The sequence below is a fragment of the Tardiphaga sp. vice304 genome (assembly GCF_007018905.1).
In the GTDB taxonomy this organism is placed as follows: domain Bacteria; phylum Pseudomonadota; class Alphaproteobacteria; order Rhizobiales; family Xanthobacteraceae; genus Tardiphaga.
In genome coordinates, this window is record NZ_CP041402.1 from 3378339 (window position 1) to 3392574 (window position 14236).

Consider the following 14236-nt stretch of genomic DNA (forward strand, 5'->3'; position numbering starts at 1 on the left):
TGGAATTCGCAATCTGCGAATAAGCGAGCGACTTCAATTAATTAAAACGTGTGTTCGCGATAAGCAGGATTGATCGACGCATTGCTCCACGACGATTGTGCGGGGTTGACGCGGCGGCTTTCCGCCGCAAGATGCGCCGCCTGTCTATCTCGCACCCAAAGAGCCCCCGCGCATGTCCCTGACCCCCGAAGCCATCGCCACCCTGTCCAAGGTCTCCACGGCGACCATCACCACGGTCCTGTTGAAGAAGGGCTTGCGAAACGTCTGGCTGCGCGGCGCCAAGCCGCTGCGCCCGGGCCAGCCGCGCCTGGTCGGCCCGGCCTTCACGCTGCGTTTCGTGCCCGCCCGCGAGGATCTCGCCACGCCGGAATCATGGTCGTCGCCGATCTCGACCCGCACCGCCATCGAAGCCATGCCGGAAGGCTGCATCGCCGTGGTCGATGCGATGGGCATCGTCGACGCCGGTATTTTTGGCGACATCCTCTGTGCCCGCATGCAGAAGCGCGGCGTCGCGGCCTTGATCACCGATGGCGCGGTGCGCGATCTGGAAGGCGTGCTCGGCACCAACCTCCCGGTATGGTGCGCCGGCTACGCCGCGCCGCCGTCGGTCGCGGGTCTCACTTTCGTCGGCTGGGGCGAGCCGATCGGCTGCGGCGGCGTTGCGATCTTCCCGGATGACGTGATCGTCGCCGACCAGGATGGCGCCGTGGTGATCCCGAAGGCGTTCCTCGACCTGATCCTCGCCGAGGGCGCGGAGCAGGAGCGCATGGAGGCGTGGATCGTCGACGAGGTCAACAACGGCGCGACGCTGCCAGGCCTCTATCCGATGAACGCCGAGACCAAGGCGCGCTACGCCGCGTCGAAGAAGTAACGCATCACAACAGCGAGGCCGTGCCGATGAAGATTCATGCAGCCAATTCGCGTCCCACCGTTCGGGCGCCGCAGGACTACTTCACCGGCACGGTCTGGCAGGACCCGATCATTGCCACCGAAGCCCCGGCGCGGCTTGCCGCAACAAGGGTGTCGTTCGAGCCCGGCGCGCGCACCGCCTGGCACACCCATCCGCTCGGCCAGACCCTGTACGTCGTCTCCGGCGTCGGCCGGGTGCAGACGCAAGGCGGGCCGATCCTCGAGATAAAGCCCGGCGACACCGTATGGATTCCGCCGGGCGAGAAGCACTGGCACGGCGCGGCGCCGGACCACGCGATGGCGCACATCGCGATGCAGGAAGCGCTCGACGGCAGCTTCGCCACCTGGATGGAGAAGGTCAGCGATAGCGAGTATGGCGGCAACGTAGGGTCTGATACTTAGACTGTCATTCCGGGGCGGGAGCGGCGTCAGCCGCGAGCGAACCCGGAATCTGGGAATGTTCAGAACAGCCAGATTCGTTCAGCTCTCGCCGTTCGCCTCGCGATCATAATCCGGCATGCGCTTGCCGAAGGTCATTTCGTTCTTCAGGGCCTCGAAGCGGCGGCGGGCGCTGGCTTCCCGGGCATCGATGAAACCGACGATTTCGTGCCGCGGCATGGGGCCAAGCACCAGCGGACGCGAGCTCGGGCCTATCGTCTCGTCGACGAAGTACTGCCCCTCGTCGTCGCGCCGGGCCGTCCAGCGAAAGCGGATGGCGTCGAGCGGGCCGGGGCCAAGCTTGCTGTAGCTGTCGACGTCGATCTCCGGCGTCAGGACCGCGGGCTCGCGAGCCACGGCAGCCGCTGCAACTTCCGTCAGCGGCACGACCTCAGCTTTGCTGTCGGGCTTCTCGTGCGAGTGATCGAGAATGCTCGCGATCGCCGCGAGGGCATGATCGGTCGGATCGTTTTGAGTCAACTAGGCTACCTCCGAAAAAACGCGATTATCGCATGGTTTCATGCGTCAAGCACGTCGGCATTGACGGCGTTTGGCCGGATCGGCTCGCCGTCGAGCACGCTCAGCATGTTGCGCGCGGTCTGCAGCCCCATGCGATCGAGCGCCTCGCGCGTGACGCCGGCGACGTGCGGGGCGATGATCACGTTGGGCAGCTCGAACAGTTTGTGGCCGAGCGGCGGCGGCTCGACCTCGAACACGTCGAGGCCGGCGCCGGCGAGTTTCCTAGCGACCAGCGCGTCGTACAACGCCGTCTCCACCACGATGCCGCCGCGCGCGGTGTTGATCAGATAGGCCGTGGGCTTCATCCGCGCGATGCGTGGCGCATCGAACAGGCCGATCGTGTCGCTGGTCTTCGGGCAGTGCAAGGTGACGAAATCGGCGTGCGGCAGGGCCGCGTCGAGGTCGCTGACCGGCTCGCAGCCGGCTTCCCGGATCGTCTCGGCGGAGACGTAGGGGTCATAGACCTGCACGGTCATTTCCATGGCCAGGCAGCGCCGGGCAGTGCGCGTGCCGATCCGGCCGAAGCCCACCACCAGCACGGTCTTGCCGAACAGATCGAACGGCAGCATGCCGAACCGCGTGCTCCAGTTGCCATCCTTGACCAGCGCATGCAGCTCGACCGCGCGCTTGGCCAGCGTCAGCATCATGAACAGCGCCTGCTCGGCGACGGAGGGCGAGTTCGCCGTGCCGGCGATCATCAAGGGCACCTTGCGCTTGTTGAGCGCCTCGACGTCGACGGCGTCATAGCCGACGCCGATCCGCGCCACGACCTTCATGTCGCCGGAGGCTTCGAGCTCCGCTTCGCCAAAGCGCGTCGCGCCGAGCGCCACGCCGTGCACCGGCGCCTCTTGCCGCAGCAGCGCGTTGAAATCTGTGGCGGAGATCAAATTGGGGAACTCGACCGTCTCGATGTCGCCGCGCTCATCGAACAACGCGCGGCCCTGCGGCGACAGCGATTCGGTAATCAGCAGTTTCTTCTTGTTTGTGGTCATCTCGTTCCGTCCCGCGTTTGCTTTTGAGCGTCTTGCCGATGTCGGCCGCGCCCGGCGTTTCTAACAGGCCTATTGCACCAAGGTCCATCCGGGTGTGGCATGGCGGCCATCGACTCGCCGTCTTCGGAAACGATAGGATTCGGGCGTGCCGGCGATTGGTGGGCGCGACGTAATGGAGATGCTCTCATGACCCGACTGATCCGACCGACGCCGCGGCGCGCCGGATGGCGTGGTGCGCTCGGTGTCGCCACCATCATGCTTCTGACCGGTTCGGTGGTCGTCCACGCGCAGGGGCTGGTGCAGGGCGTGCAGCGGGGCGCGGCGCAGGGCAACAAGGCAGCGGGTCCGATCGGCGGCGTGCTGGGAGGCGCCATCGGCGGCGTCGTGGGTGTGGTCGGCGGCGTGCTCGGCGTGCCCGCCAACAATACCACCGTGCGTGGCCCGGCGCAGGCCGGCACCCGGCAACCGAAGGAGACGAAGGCGGCGCGCAATGCCCGGCTCAAGAAGGCCAGGGAGGCCGCGCAGGCCGCGCCGGGCTCCGAGCCGGAGCTGACGGCCGAGCAGGTCGTCGCCAACAGCGATGCGAATATCGCCCGCATCAAGACTGCGCTGAACCTGACGCCGGAGCAGGAGAAAAACTGGGCCGGCTTCAACAGTGCGATGCATTATCTCGGCAACAACGGCGCCGACCGCCTTAAATTGCGCATCGCCCGCGCCAAGCGCGACCCGCCGGATGATATCATCGAGCAGATGCGCAATGAGGCGCAGTTCCTCAATGACCGGGCGGTCGACCAGCGCAATGTAGCCGATGCCGCAGAACCGTTGTTTGCCAGTCTCGATGCCCGGCAGAAAGCGTTGTTTATCGAGGAAATGGTCCGCCTGAGCCGCGAACGCGGGCTCGACTGAGGCCAGGGAACCGGGATGGAACCTGTTGGCGTCCGGGGTGTTTTCATCACGACACTGGAGAACACCATGACCGACAAATTTGATCCCGCCCCGCACGACAAGCACGCCGTCAGCATCGAAGAAGCCGCCAAGGCCGACCGCAAGAAGCATGGCGAACTGAAGGCCGGTCTGGAAGGCTCGTTCCCCGCCTCGGACCCCGTCAGCGCCACGCAGCCCGCCAGGAGCAAGCCGGACGGCGACAGCAAGAACTAGCCGCCACTGAACAGCAACACGCGAACGTGTTGCTGTTCAGACCGCGGCGTTAAATTTCTGTTAATCATGCGGTTGCACCCTGTTCCGATACACGGCGAGCGATGGAGAATTCCGTTGGCGACCATGATCTCGAATAGCGACACTGCCCCGGCTGTGGACATGATGTCGGGGCGGGGTGAGATCTTCACCATTCACGCCACGCGGAACGACCAGAGCATGGTGACGCACCGAATCATTCCGGACGTCGCTGTGGCCCAGGCCCGGGTGCTCAACGACGCCGGTTGGCGGGTGCGAATCTCCGGCCTCGGCGGCCGTCAGTTTGCACCCTCCGAATTCCACCAGCTTTTGACCTACGACCGCATAGGCTGAACCGATAGGATCATCGTGACCTCGCCGCTAGCCCGGCGGGGTTTTTGCACGCGATGGACGTGCTAAGACCTGCGCTCTCCGCAATCTCCAAGCTGGTCTGATTTCATGAAAACGATTGCCTGTGCACTGGCCGCCGCCACCATGATGAGCGCGGGGCCAGTCCATGCCGCCAAAGCGCAAATCGCGCAGATGCTGAAGCTGTCGTCCGAGACGCGCATCGAGCAACGCTGCGACGCACGCGCGATGGGCGCGGTGCAACGGGAGCACAAAGGGTTCGAACCCGACGAGTTCGTGGCTTACGCCTTCACCGATCCCATTTTGCGCGGAAGCAAGATCACCGCGCCTGGCGGAGCAATCCGCAGCAACGGGAAATGGTACCGGCTTTCTTATACCTGCAAGACCAATGCGGACGGTCTGGACGTTGTGACGTTCGCCTATCAGCTCGGCGGTGAAGTGCCGCGCCGCGAATGGGACGCGCATTATCTCGTGCCGAAGTCAAACAAGCGGGCGCGCGCTAGATCAGCGTGGGCACCTGCGCCTTGAAGAACAGGGTGGCTATGTCTTCAAGCAGTTTGCGGCCCTGGCTGCTTTCGAGATTCGAACGCGCACAGAGCAGTGCCTTGATGGGCGGCAATTCGGGCAGATAATATTCCTGTGCCCATACCAGCGACGGCGGAATCAGGCGACGCGGAATCGCAGCAATGCCGATGCCGGCCTCCACCGCCGCTAGCTTGGCGTGGTAGTCGGGACTGTTGAACACGACCTTGTAGGCGATGCCCTGCCGCGTCAGCGTGCGGATCATCAGGTCGTCGCCGGGCCAGGTCAGGATCGGGATCGGCGAATCCGGACTCAGTACGAAATCGCGCGACCGCACCCAGACGAATTCCTCATCGGTGTCGTTGACGATGAGATGGGCGATCTCACTGGTCATCTCAGGATTTTCCAGGATGTAGGCGATGTCGATATAGCCGTCGATCAGCCCCTTGGTGATGCCAACAGAATTGTCGGTCTGAATGACGACGTCGGTCAGGCTCTGCGCCGTTTGGTGACCAAGGAATTCACGTACGAACAATGTACTCAGCCCCAGCCGCACCGGCTGCGGCAGATGCGCGGCGCCGCCAAGGCGCAGCATCTGGTCGTTGGCTTCAAGAATGCGGCGCGCCTGATGCAGCACCAGCTTGCCGAGCTGTGTCGCCGTGGTGCCGTTGGCGGTCCGCGCAAACAGCGCACCGCCGACCATCGACTGAATCCGTTTGATCTGTGAGCTCACGGCGGGCTGGCTCAGCCCGAGCTTCTCCGCCGCTTTCGTGAGGCTTCCTGTTTCGGAAATCGCAACGACGGTGCGGACGATTTCGATCGGAATGTTCAACGGTTGGTATCGTCTGGGCATCACGTAATCCTGGACTGGAAAATGTAGAGCTACTAAAAACTGATCGAAGTACTTCCTGTGTCGTGTTGGTAGCAGCGATCGCGCGATTTGGTTCAGAACTATACCTCGATTATCTACGTCGATGCACTGGCACACCTCTGCTGTTTGGTAATATGGTGCAGCGATGACCGCGATGTGCGCAGTTTTCTTGCGATCATCATCTGCGATTTAACACCCTGCTACTGCCGGCCGCCAACGCAGACATATCCGATCGGGCGCTGTGCGGTCTCGGGACTTGATGAGTTACAACCGATCGACGCGCAGGAAAAACGCCCAGATCAGTGACAGTACGGCGGCGATCATCAGCGAGGACGGGTTGACGCAGAAGAAGTCGCCGTAGCGACAGACCTGCATCGCCCATCCCGTGGTGTTGGTGCTTGCGGCATAGAATACCCCGGCAGCCAAGGTCAGGATGGCGGCTATTGAAAGCATCGGTATCTCCCGATCAATATCCGCAGATTGTGGTGCGAATTCTTCAAACGTCGGTAAATCCGATCGCGCAAAGTCGGGGGCTTCTGTGTATTTTCCGCCGCTTATCGTGCTACCGCCCCAATTGCGGTTCAGCCTTTGTTAACCGTGAGTCGGCGACACTTTCGCGGTCGAGACCATGCGTGGAGAGAAACTTCGTGACCAAGTACGAGACGACCAACTACGAGCAAATGCGCCGCTGCCGGATGGCGCATCTTCACGGTCGGATGGTCGATGAACATTTCAAGCGCGGGGACGACGGGGACGTCTTTATTTCCGGCTATATCAAGATGGTCAGTCCCGACCTGACCTGCTGGCCGCTGCGCTGGATCATCACGATCGAGCAGCAGTCCGGCGAACTTCCGGCGATGGCGCTGGCAGGCTGAAATCCGAGTTCCAGACGAAAAAAGCCCCCGCGAACGGGGGCTTTTTTCTGGACGGCTGTCTCAGTAGCGCGCGACCGGGGCGCCACCGAAGTGATAGTTCAAACCGCCGCGCACGGTGCTGACCTTGAGATCGACGTCATGGGCGATCAAGCCAGCCGTCGGCGTCTGGCCGGCGAAGATCGGGCTTGAAAACGACTGCTTGCCAAAATCCGAATACAGATATTCGACCTTGGCTGACCAGTTATTGGTAAAGGCGTGTTCGATGCCGGCGCCGGCGGCCCAGCCGGCCGTGACCTTGGTCAGGCCCGCGGTCTGGTTCTGTCCGGTCGAATCGGCAAAGCCGCTGCTGCTCTTCATCTCCGTCAGGGCGAGACCGCCCGTGGCATAGAACAGCGTGCGATCGACGGCGTAGCCAACACGCGGACGCAGCGTCACCAGCCAGTCGGTAGACACCGAATTGGTCGTGCTGAACGTGCTGATGCCGATCGGGAACGGTGCGGCGGCAGTGCGGGCCTGCTTCAGCCCGAAGTAGCTGGCATCGGCCTCGACGCCGAACAGCCAGCGATCGACCTGATGGTTATAGCCGACCTGGCCGCCGCCAGTGAAGCCGTCGGGCTCGAGCCGTGGCGAGGCCGCAGCTACGGCCTGCTGGTTGGCGATCGGTGCGGTGCCGTTGATGAACGCGCTGGAGGTGTCAGAACGGCCCCAGGCGTCGCCGGCGTGGCCGCCGACATACCAGCCGCCCCAGTTGAAGCCCGCTTCCTGCGCCGCGGGCGCCTTGGTCCAGGCGCGCGACGACAGATCGGCGGCTGCGGCGGAAGCCGCGCCCGATGCTGCAAACGCGACGGCGAGAACCAGGAGTTTCATTAGAATACCTTTCCGTCCCGATCGATGGACGATCACGCTTTCTAGCGGGGTGGCCGGCAAATGGCTGTCACCGCAGGGACACAGCCTTGCCTTGATCGCCGGATTAGGGCTCTGAAGCCCCGCCGATATGGACAAAGATGGCTGGTGCTTAACGAATTGGACGGTCAGAGCAGCTACGGGCCTCGCCCCTGCGGCAGCGCCGGCAGCGGCAGACCCGGCCCCGCGGCGCGAATCCTGCCGCCTCGCTCATTCCAGATGCCGGACCATTGCGCTGTAGACGCCATCTGCGGCCGTCGAGAAACCCAGTCGCCCATAGAGCCGCCGGGCCGCCTCGTTGGATTGCAGCACCGACAGCGTGAAGTGCTTCGCGCCGAGGGCATGTCCCGCGCGGGCCAGGCTGTTGATGACATCGCTGCCGATGCCGCAATTGCGGGCGGCCGGCGCAAGCGCAAGATCGATCAGGTGCAGGGTAGGGCTGTCCGACGGCCGTGAGGCGGTGCCCTCGGAAGCGGCGGGCGATCCGGCCCGGAATGTCACGATCAGCCGGCCGACATCGCGCCCCGCATGGGCGATGATGAAGGCCTCGGCGTCGGGAAAGCGGCGGGTGGTGGCCATCCGCTGCGCCTCGAATTGCTGATCGAGCATCGCCCTCAGGGCGCCGTCGCCGAGGTCCAGGGGCGAAAACTGCGCGGCGCGCTCCTCGCGAAACAGGGACCGGCAGAATTCGTCATCCGCCGCAGCATGTGTGCGGATGCGGCTGCCGGGGTGGGCGAGCCGGAGTTGACCGGCCAGTGCCGCCGTTCTGCCAGCCGACATGCCTCAGTTGAAACTCGGGAACACGCCTTGCAGCGCGATGCAATAGGCTATCGCCAGCGTCGGTTGCACGTTGGGATGGGACTGCGATCCGCCGGCCGGGACCACGGCCGACGTTGCAAACGTGGTGTTGGACGGCGGCGCGATGAAGCCATTGAAGCTCGGATCGATGGCGACGTTGGAGCCGCCGGTGGGACCGGGCGTGCTGTTGGTGGCAGCGGTGGTGCCGACCTGCATCGGGTGGAGATGGGCCGGCATCTCCTGCTGTGTGACCGATACCGTCGAACTGCCGAGTACGTCGCCAATGGCATAATCGACAAGGCCAGGCCCCTGGCCCTGACTGATGGCGACACGACCGACCAGGTTGGGCAGCGCGAAAGTGGTCGTGCCGTTGCCGCCGTAGAGCGAGCCGATCAGGGAAAACAGCGTGCTGTATCTCTGGATGGGCAGCAGGCTGCCGTCACAGAGGGCCCAGCCCTTCGGTACGAAGCCGAAGGCGAACGCCTGAATTTCCCCAATGAACGGATCGGACATGACAGCCTCCCTGCGATGCGCCGTCCCTGCAGGCACGAGCCATCGGGAGCGGTCGGTAGACGATGCGAGAACGCCGCCAGGCGCGTATCCACAATCCCTGGCGGTTGAAACGAACTAGCTCTGCTGCGGAAACACGCCCGCCGTGCAGATGCAATAATTGCCGGTCAACGTCGGCATCATGTTGTCATGGGACAGGTCGTCCCCGGTGATACCGATCGAAGACGCCATGACGTTATACCCGGTGACGTTGGCCAGCGGTGCGTAGGGTTGGGTCGCGGCGTTGCTGGAGGTGGCGAGGTGAACCGCGGCGCCGGGCGTGGCCGTCGTGCCGACGTTGGTGCTGGAAAGCAGGGCGTGGCCATGGCTCGGCATTTCGCCGGACGTCAGAGTATGCCGCTCTTCACCGCCGGGTTCGCCAAGCACGCGCGTCGTCAATCCGCGACCGGTACCTTGCGATAGCGGCACACGACCGCGCAGATCCGGGACGCAGAACGTCGTGACGCCGTCGCCGCCATAGGTGGTGGTGATCAGCGTGTAGAGTACATCGTACTCCGAGATGGGTAGAGCAGCGCCATCACAGGCCACCCAGCCGGTCGGAATGCGCGGAAAACCGAACAAACGTATTTCTCCGACAAAAGGGTCAGACATCCGGATACTCCCACTGCTTCGATGAAGGGCGGCGCGACCGCGGCTCAAGAGCGCGACGGAAACATTCCGTTGAGCGCGATCACGTAATTGATCGTGAGGTAAGGCTGCATGTTGTTGTGCGGCTGGTTGCCGCCGGTCGGCGGGACGTTGGTCCCCGACGACAACACCACCTCGTTGCTGCCGGCCGGGGCGAAGATCAACGCGGGCGAGGTCGCGCTATTGACCCCGAACAGTTTTCCGACAGGTGGGGCAGGGCGGCCCGTAGGGCCGGCGGTCGTCGATGCCTGCAGGGAATGGGTGTGCCTCGGCAGTTGCTCGGTCGTCATGCCTACCGTTTCCGAACCGGCGATTTCCCCCCAGGCGACCGACGTGAAATCGGACCCGACGATGGCGCGACCGCGCAGGTCGGGCAAAGCGAATGTTATCCGACCATCGCCGCCATAGGTAACGCCAAGCAGCGAGAACAGAGCCTGGTTTTGCTGGATGGATAGAATTTGGCCGTTGCAGGCGGCCCAGCCTCTCGGGACAAACCCGAATGCTGCCGGCATGATCTGTCCGACAAAGGGCGTCAAAGGCATCGATGTACCTTCCAGGCGGCTATCGAAATAATGGGCGAAACAATGCAGGTAGCTAATACCTCCAAATATTCGCAACCTCATGAATTTTGTCAATACACCAACAACCTGAACGGGAGCGCACAAGCAGGCTGATGCCTGTCGTAGGTCGATGAGGGCGCGCAGGCGACTGTGGCCTGCACGCAACGAAATCCGACGAAGGGGATGTAACCGACGATTTTTTGGGAAAGATTGTGTCCCGCCATCTTGCAATTAGTAGGCGAATGCAGTCGTGATGCAGGTCCGCATCCATCGATTGCTGCTTACCAAAGTTAACACTCACTGAATGTCGGCTTGGGAATGGCAAGTGCGATCCGCGCGTCAGCGTTGAGTTTCTCGGGGCGGGACGATCCTGCGGTACTCATTTTCGAGATGGGCCGAATGATGGTTTTGAAGCTGCTGCTGGCGGCAGGAAGACGTCTCACGGCCCGTTCAATCCGAATTTTTTTCGGCTTCTCCCGGCTGCGTCCGGCGTCGGCTGGCGCACCGGCCCGATGCACAGCCGCTTTGGCCCTTTCGACAGCCGCCGCGATGCTTTGCCTAAGCAGCGCGACTGCGCAGGCAGCCTGCCAGACCTCGGTCGATTTCACCGGCAAGACCGTCGGACAATCGGTCACGCTCGATGTATCGTCATGCTCGGAACCGATCCGGGCAGGCTTGTACACGACTCTCGGTTTCGACTCCCAGACCGGTTATCCGATGGTCGGCAACCCCGGCGGCGGTACGCCGGCGTCCATCAATGGCGGCAATGGCGTTGTTTTCCTGGTCACGCCGGGCTCGACCGATGGTTCTGTCTACTTCGACTACACGATTCAACTGACAACGATGGGATCATCGAACTCGGCCAGCATCCCGCTCTTCTACGCTTCGCAAAGTTGTCCGCTTAGCGCGCCCTGTGCGTATTCATTGGCAAATGGTGGCAATGTTTACGCCATTACCGATACGTCGTATCCGATAGCGGTGACGAACCTTCCGTTGCCGCCGACGGTGACGTCGCTCAACCCGACCTCCGGTCCCGCCGCCGGGACCAATTCGGTGGTGATCACCGGGACCGGTTTTACCGGCACGACCGGCGCGGCAAGCGTCAAGTTCGGCGCCACCAACGCGACGAGTTACGTAGTGAATTCGGCGACGCAGATCACCGCCGTGGCACCCGCCGGCACGGGTACGGTCAACGTCACCGTCACCAACAACGCGGTGACCTCGGCGACCGGCGCCGGCACTCAATACACCTACCTTCCGGCACCGACAGTGACGGCGCTCAATCCGACCTCCGGTCCGGCGGGCGGCACCAATTCGGTGGTGATCACCGGCACCGGCTTCACCGGTACGAGCGGAGCGGCGGGCGTCAGGTTCGGCGCCACCAATGCCACCAGCTACGTGGTGGACTCCGCGACGCAGATCACCGCCGTGGCACCTGCCGGCACGGGCGTGGTCAACGTCACCGTCACCAACAACTCGGCAACCTCGGCCACGGGTGCCGGCAACCAGTACACCTACATCGCGGGACCGGCGGTGACGGCGCTCAACCCGACCTCCGGCACGGTGGCGGGTGGCAATTCGGTCGTGATCACCGGCACCGGCTTTACAGGCACCACCGGCGCGGCGAGCGTCAGGTTCGGCGCCACCAATGCCACCAGCTACGTGGTAAACTCCGCGACGCAGATCACCGCGGTCGCACCTTCCGGCACCGGCGTGGTCAACGTCACCGTCACCAATAATTCGGCGACCTCGGCGACCGGCGCCGGCAATCAGTACACCTACGTCGCAGCGCCAACCGTGACCGCGGTCTCGCCGACGGCGGGGCCCACATCGGGCGGCACGTCGGTCGTCATCACCGGCACCAATCTCAGCGGTGCCACGGCGGTGAATTTCGGGGCTACAGCGGCGGCTGGCTTCACGGTCAACAGCGCGACCCAGATCACCGCCACGTCACCGGCCGGCACCGGTACGGTGGACATCACGGTGACCACCGTCGGCGGCACCAGTGCCATTTCGGCGGCCGATCAATTCACCTACGTCGCAGCGCCGACGGTGACGTCGATCGCGCCGACCAGCGGTCCTGCGGCGGGCGGCACGTCGGTAACTATCACCGGCACCAACCTCTCGGGCGTCAACGCGGTGGTGTTCGGCGCTACGCCTGCGACCGGCTTCACCGTCGATAGCGCCACCCAGATCACCGCGACGTCGCCGGCCGGCACCGGCACCGTCGATGTTCGCGTCACGACCGTCGGCGGCACCAGCGCGACATCTGCGGCCGACCAGTTCACCTACGTCGCGGCGCCGACGGTGACGTCGATTGCACCGACCAGCGGTCCGACCGCGGGCGGAACTTCGGTCGTCATGGCATGCGCCGCCGTTGTCGCTGTGATCGAGGTGGCGCTTGCGACGGTGAACGTGGTCACCGCCGTGCCTCCGATGGTTACGGCGGTCGCCCCGGTGAAATTGCTGCCGGTGATCGTCACATTCACCGGCGCGACCAGCGTGACCTTCGGCGGCACCGCGGCGACCAGCTTCACTGTCGGCAGCGCAACCTCGATCACCGCGACGACGCCGGCGCATGCGGCCGGCGCGGTCGATATCACGGTGACGACGCCCGGCGGCACGGCGACCGGCGCCGGCCTCTACAGCTACATTGTCCCCGTCACGACCACGTCGCTCGCCTCGTCGCGCAATCCCAGCGAGGCCGGGCAGGCGGTGACCTTCACCGCGACGGTGAGCGCCAACGGCGCGATGCCGACCGGCACGGTGACGTTCAGCGACGGCGGCGTGGCGATCGGCTCCGCATCGCTGACCGGCGGCGTCGCCGCCTTCACGACCTCGGCGCTGGCGATTGGCAACCACACCATCACCGCCGCCTATGCCGGCAACGCGAATTTCGCCGCCAGCACATCGGCGCCGCTGCTGCAGGCGGTGAACACGCCGCAGGACAGTCTGAAACTGCGCGCGCTGCAGATCGTCGCCACCCGGACGGTGGCGCAGAATTCCGGCTCGGCGATCTCCGGCGCAATCGACAGCGCGATCGGCGAAGGGTTCAGCAATGGCGCCGGCCCGATGACGACGCCCGGTGCCGGCGGCGTGCGGTTCAACTTCTCCGCCGATCCCGACCAGGAGACGACGACGACGGCAGAGCGCACCGTCAGCCAGCGCTGGAATGGCGACTACGGCACCGCCGCCTATGCCACACGAGGCCGGGGCGGCGTGTCGCGCGGCGAAGGCAACCGCGTCGATGATGCCTTCGCCGCGATCGATCGCAGCTTCGTCAAGGCCAGGGCGCCGCGGCCTCCTGTCGAACCGAAGGACTGGCTGCTGTGGGGCGACATCAGGGGCAGCGGCATCAGCAACTGGCATTCCAGCGGGCCCTCGGTGCTGTACGGCACCCAGGTCAACGGGCTGCTCGGCCTGACGCACCGGCTTACGCCGAATTTCCTGGTCGGCGTGGTCGGCGGCTACGAAGTATTCGACTATCGCTCGGACACGCTGAACGGCCGCCTCAAGGGCGACGGCTGGACCGTCGGCTCCTATCTCGGCTGGAAGTTCGCCGCCGGGCTGCGTTTCGACGCGGCCGTCGCCTATACCGGGCTGGGCTATGACGGCACGGCGGGCACCGCCACCGGCAAGTTCAACGGTGATCGCTGGCTGGTGTCGGGCGGCCTGACCGGCAGTACCGAGGCCTATGGCTTTGCGATCGAGCCCTCGGCGCGGGTCTATGCGCTGTGGGAGCAGCAGAACGCCTATACGGACTCGCTAGGCACGCCGCAGGCCGAGCGCAGCTTCTTCACCGGCCGCGCCTCGACCGGCTTCGCCGTCGCCTATCCCTGGCTGTTCGATGCCGCGCTGACGATCTCGCCCTATGCCGGCATCTACGCCGACTATTACTTCACCGGCGACGACGCCGCCTCGGTGACGCTGGCGGGCGGCGGTGCGTTGACCTCGACGCCGTTCATCGACGGCTGGTCGGCGCGAGCCACCGGCGGCCTTGCTGCGCGGTTCGGCAACGGCGCTGCGGTCGCCTTCGGCGCCGAGCTCGGCGGCATCGGCAACAACGTGCAGATCTGGAGTTTCCGCGGGCGGGGATCGGTGCCGTTCTGA

Annotated in this window: 18 protein-coding genes; 8 read left to right on the forward strand and 10 right to left on the reverse strand. The window is 64.4% G+C overall.

Annotation, left to right across the window (positions count from 1 at the left end; translation table 11 throughout):
* The first annotated feature begins 172 nt into the window (after window positions 1-172).
* Both FNL56_RS15965 and FNL56_RS15970 read left to right on the forward strand, forming a co-directional pair.
* Window positions 173-871 (forward strand): ribonuclease activity regulator RraA, encoded by a 699-nt coding sequence (locus tag FNL56_RS15965; protein WP_143573923.1) that lies wholly within the window; start codon window positions 173-175, stop codon window positions 869-871.
* A 26-nt stretch (window positions 872-897) separates the two neighbouring features.
* The gene (locus tag FNL56_RS15970) at window positions 898-1311 is read left to right on the forward strand and encodes a (R)-mandelonitrile lyase (RefSeq protein ID WP_143573924.1); all 414 of its coding nucleotides are present in this window, start codon (window positions 898-900) and stop codon (window positions 1309-1311) included.
* A 78-nt stretch (window positions 1312-1389) separates the two neighbouring features.
* Here the strand turns inward: FNL56_RS15970 and FNL56_RS15975 are convergent, their stop codons facing one another.
* Together FNL56_RS15975 and FNL56_RS15980 are read right to left on the reverse strand one after the other, a co-directional pair.
* A complete protein-coding gene (locus FNL56_RS15975) occupies window positions 1390-1827 on the reverse strand; it encodes a hypothetical protein (protein ID WP_143573925.1) in 438 nt (145 codons plus the stop codon).
* Between the two features lie 38 nt (window positions 1828-1865).
* Complete coding sequence (locus FNL56_RS15980; RefSeq protein ID WP_143573926.1) at window positions 1866-2858, reverse strand: hydroxyacid dehydrogenase; 993 nt, start codon at window positions 2856-2858, stop codon at window positions 1866-1868.
* Window positions 2859-3053: 195 nt separating this feature from the next.
* Here FNL56_RS15980 and FNL56_RS15985 point away from each other — a divergent pair, with 195 nt between their 5' ends.
* From FNL56_RS15985 to FNL56_RS16000, 4 genes are all read left to right on the forward strand, one after another.
* Entirely contained in the window at window positions 3054-3764 is a 711-nt protein-coding gene (locus FNL56_RS15985; protein WP_441351302.1) for a Spy/CpxP family protein refolding chaperone, read from the forward strand.
* A 66-nt stretch (window positions 3765-3830) separates the two neighbouring features.
* Window positions 3831-4016: a hypothetical protein gene (locus FNL56_RS15990; protein WP_143573928.1), complete on the forward strand. Its 186-nt coding sequence runs from the start codon at window positions 3831-3833 to the stop codon at window positions 4014-4016.
* 114 nt (window positions 4017-4130) lie between these two features.
* The gene (locus FNL56_RS15995; RefSeq protein WP_143573929.1) at window positions 4131-4385 is read left to right on the forward strand and encodes a hypothetical protein; all 255 of its coding nucleotides are present in this window, start codon (window positions 4131-4133) and stop codon (window positions 4383-4385) included.
* 105 nt (window positions 4386-4490) lie between these two features.
* Window positions 4491-4928: a DUF930 domain-containing protein gene (locus FNL56_RS16000; protein WP_246661581.1), complete on the forward strand. Its 438-nt coding sequence runs from the start codon at window positions 4491-4493 to the stop codon at window positions 4926-4928.
* On the opposite strand, the gene FNL56_RS16005 is transcribed toward FNL56_RS16000, so the two are convergent.
* On the reverse strand, window positions 4900-5775 hold the full coding sequence (locus FNL56_RS16005; RefSeq protein ID WP_246661449.1) for a LysR family transcriptional regulator: 876 nt from the start codon (window positions 5773-5775) through the stop codon (window positions 4900-4902). The genes FNL56_RS16000 and FNL56_RS16005 overlap by 29 nt on opposite strands.
* A 282-nt stretch (window positions 5776-6057) precedes the next feature.
* On the reverse strand, window positions 6058-6246 hold the full coding sequence (locus FNL56_RS16010; RefSeq protein WP_143573930.1) for a hypothetical protein: 189 nt from the start codon (window positions 6244-6246) through the stop codon (window positions 6058-6060).
* A 194-nt stretch (window positions 6247-6440) separates the two neighbouring features.
* Here FNL56_RS16010 and FNL56_RS16015 point away from each other — a divergent pair, with 194 nt between their 5' ends.
* Window positions 6441-6668, forward strand: a complete 228-nt coding sequence (locus tag FNL56_RS16015) for a hypothetical protein (RefSeq protein WP_143573931.1) — start codon at window positions 6441-6443, stop codon at window positions 6666-6668.
* 60 nt (window positions 6669-6728) lie between these two features.
* Here the strand turns inward: FNL56_RS16015 and FNL56_RS16020 are convergent, their stop codons facing one another.
* The 6 genes from FNL56_RS16020 to FNL56_RS28430 all read right to left on the reverse strand — a co-directional run bounded on the left by FNL56_RS16020 (window position 6729) and on the right by FNL56_RS28430 (window position 10809).
* Window positions 6729-7535: an outer membrane protein gene (locus tag FNL56_RS16020; protein WP_143577993.1), complete on the reverse strand. Its 807-nt coding sequence runs from the start codon at window positions 7533-7535 to the stop codon at window positions 6729-6731.
* A gap of 246 nt (window positions 7536-7781) precedes the next feature.
* The gene (locus tag FNL56_RS16025; protein ID WP_143582138.1) at window positions 7782-8351 is read right to left on the reverse strand and encodes a GNAT family N-acetyltransferase; all 570 of its coding nucleotides are present in this window, start codon (window positions 8349-8351) and stop codon (window positions 7782-7784) included.
* 3 nt (window positions 8352-8354) lie between these two features.
* A complete protein-coding gene (locus FNL56_RS16030) occupies window positions 8355-8882 on the reverse strand; it encodes a phage tail protein (RefSeq protein ID WP_143573934.1) in 528 nt (175 codons plus the stop codon).
* 114 nt (window positions 8883-8996) lie between these two features.
* A complete protein-coding gene (locus tag FNL56_RS16035) occupies window positions 8997-9530 on the reverse strand; it encodes a phage tail protein (protein ID WP_143573935.1) in 534 nt (177 codons plus the stop codon).
* A 44-nt stretch (window positions 9531-9574) separates the two neighbouring features.
* Window positions 9575-10108: a phage tail protein gene (locus FNL56_RS16040; protein ID WP_143576193.1), complete on the reverse strand. Its 534-nt coding sequence runs from the start codon at window positions 10106-10108 to the stop codon at window positions 9575-9577.
* Between the two features lie 308 nt (window positions 10109-10416).
* The gene (locus FNL56_RS28430) at window positions 10417-10809 is read right to left on the reverse strand and encodes a hypothetical protein (protein ID WP_246661582.1); all 393 of its coding nucleotides are present in this window, start codon (window positions 10807-10809) and stop codon (window positions 10417-10419) included.
* Between FNL56_RS28430 and FNL56_RS28995 the strand changes: the two genes are divergently transcribed.
* Window positions 10802-14236, forward strand: coding sequence for an IPT/TIG domain-containing protein (locus FNL56_RS28995; protein WP_246661583.1), 3435 nt, complete (start codon window positions 10802-10804; stop codon window positions 14234-14236). The genes FNL56_RS28430 and FNL56_RS28995 overlap by 8 nt on opposite strands.

Coding starts and splice junctions, on each gene's coding strand:
- FNL56_RS15965 (WP_143573923.1), top strand. CDS start 173: ATGTCCCTGACCCCCGAAGCCATCGCCACCCTGTCCAAGGTCTCCACG.
- FNL56_RS15970 (WP_143573924.1), top strand. CDS start 898: ATGAAGATTCATGCAGCCAATTCGCGTCCCACCGTTCGGGCGCCGCAG.
- FNL56_RS15980 (WP_143573926.1), bottom strand. CDS start 2,858: ATGACCACAAACAAGAAGAAACTGCTGATTACCGAATCGCTGTCGCCG.
- FNL56_RS15990 (WP_143573928.1), top strand. CDS start 3,831: ATGACCGACAAATTTGATCCCGCCCCGCACGACAAGCACGCCGTCAGC.
- FNL56_RS16000 (WP_246661581.1), top strand. CDS start 4,491: ATGAAAACGATTGCCTGTGCACTGGCCGCCGCCACCATGATGAGCGCG.
- FNL56_RS16005 (WP_246661449.1), bottom strand. CDS start 5,775: ATGCCCAGACGATACCAACCGTTGAACATTCCGATCGAAATCGTCCGC.
- FNL56_RS16010 (WP_143573930.1), bottom strand. CDS start 6,246: ATGCTTTCAATAGCCGCCATCCTGACCTTGGCTGCCGGGGTATTCTAT.
- FNL56_RS16020 (WP_143577993.1), bottom strand. CDS start 7,535: ATGAAACTCCTGGTTCTCGCCGTCGCGTTTGCAGCATCGGGCGCGGCT.
- FNL56_RS16025 (WP_143582138.1), bottom strand. CDS start 8,351: ATGTCGGCTGGCAGAACGGCGGCACTGGCCGGTCAACTCCGGCTCGCC.
- FNL56_RS16030 (WP_143573934.1), bottom strand. CDS start 8,882: ATGTCCGATCCGTTCATTGGGGAAATTCAGGCGTTCGCCTTCGGCTTC.
- FNL56_RS16035 (WP_143573935.1), bottom strand. CDS start 9,530: ATGTCTGACCCTTTTGTCGGAGAAATACGTTTGTTCGGTTTTCCGCGC.
- FNL56_RS16040 (WP_143576193.1), bottom strand. CDS start 10,108: ATGCCTTTGACGCCCTTTGTCGGACAGATCATGCCGGCAGCATTCGGG.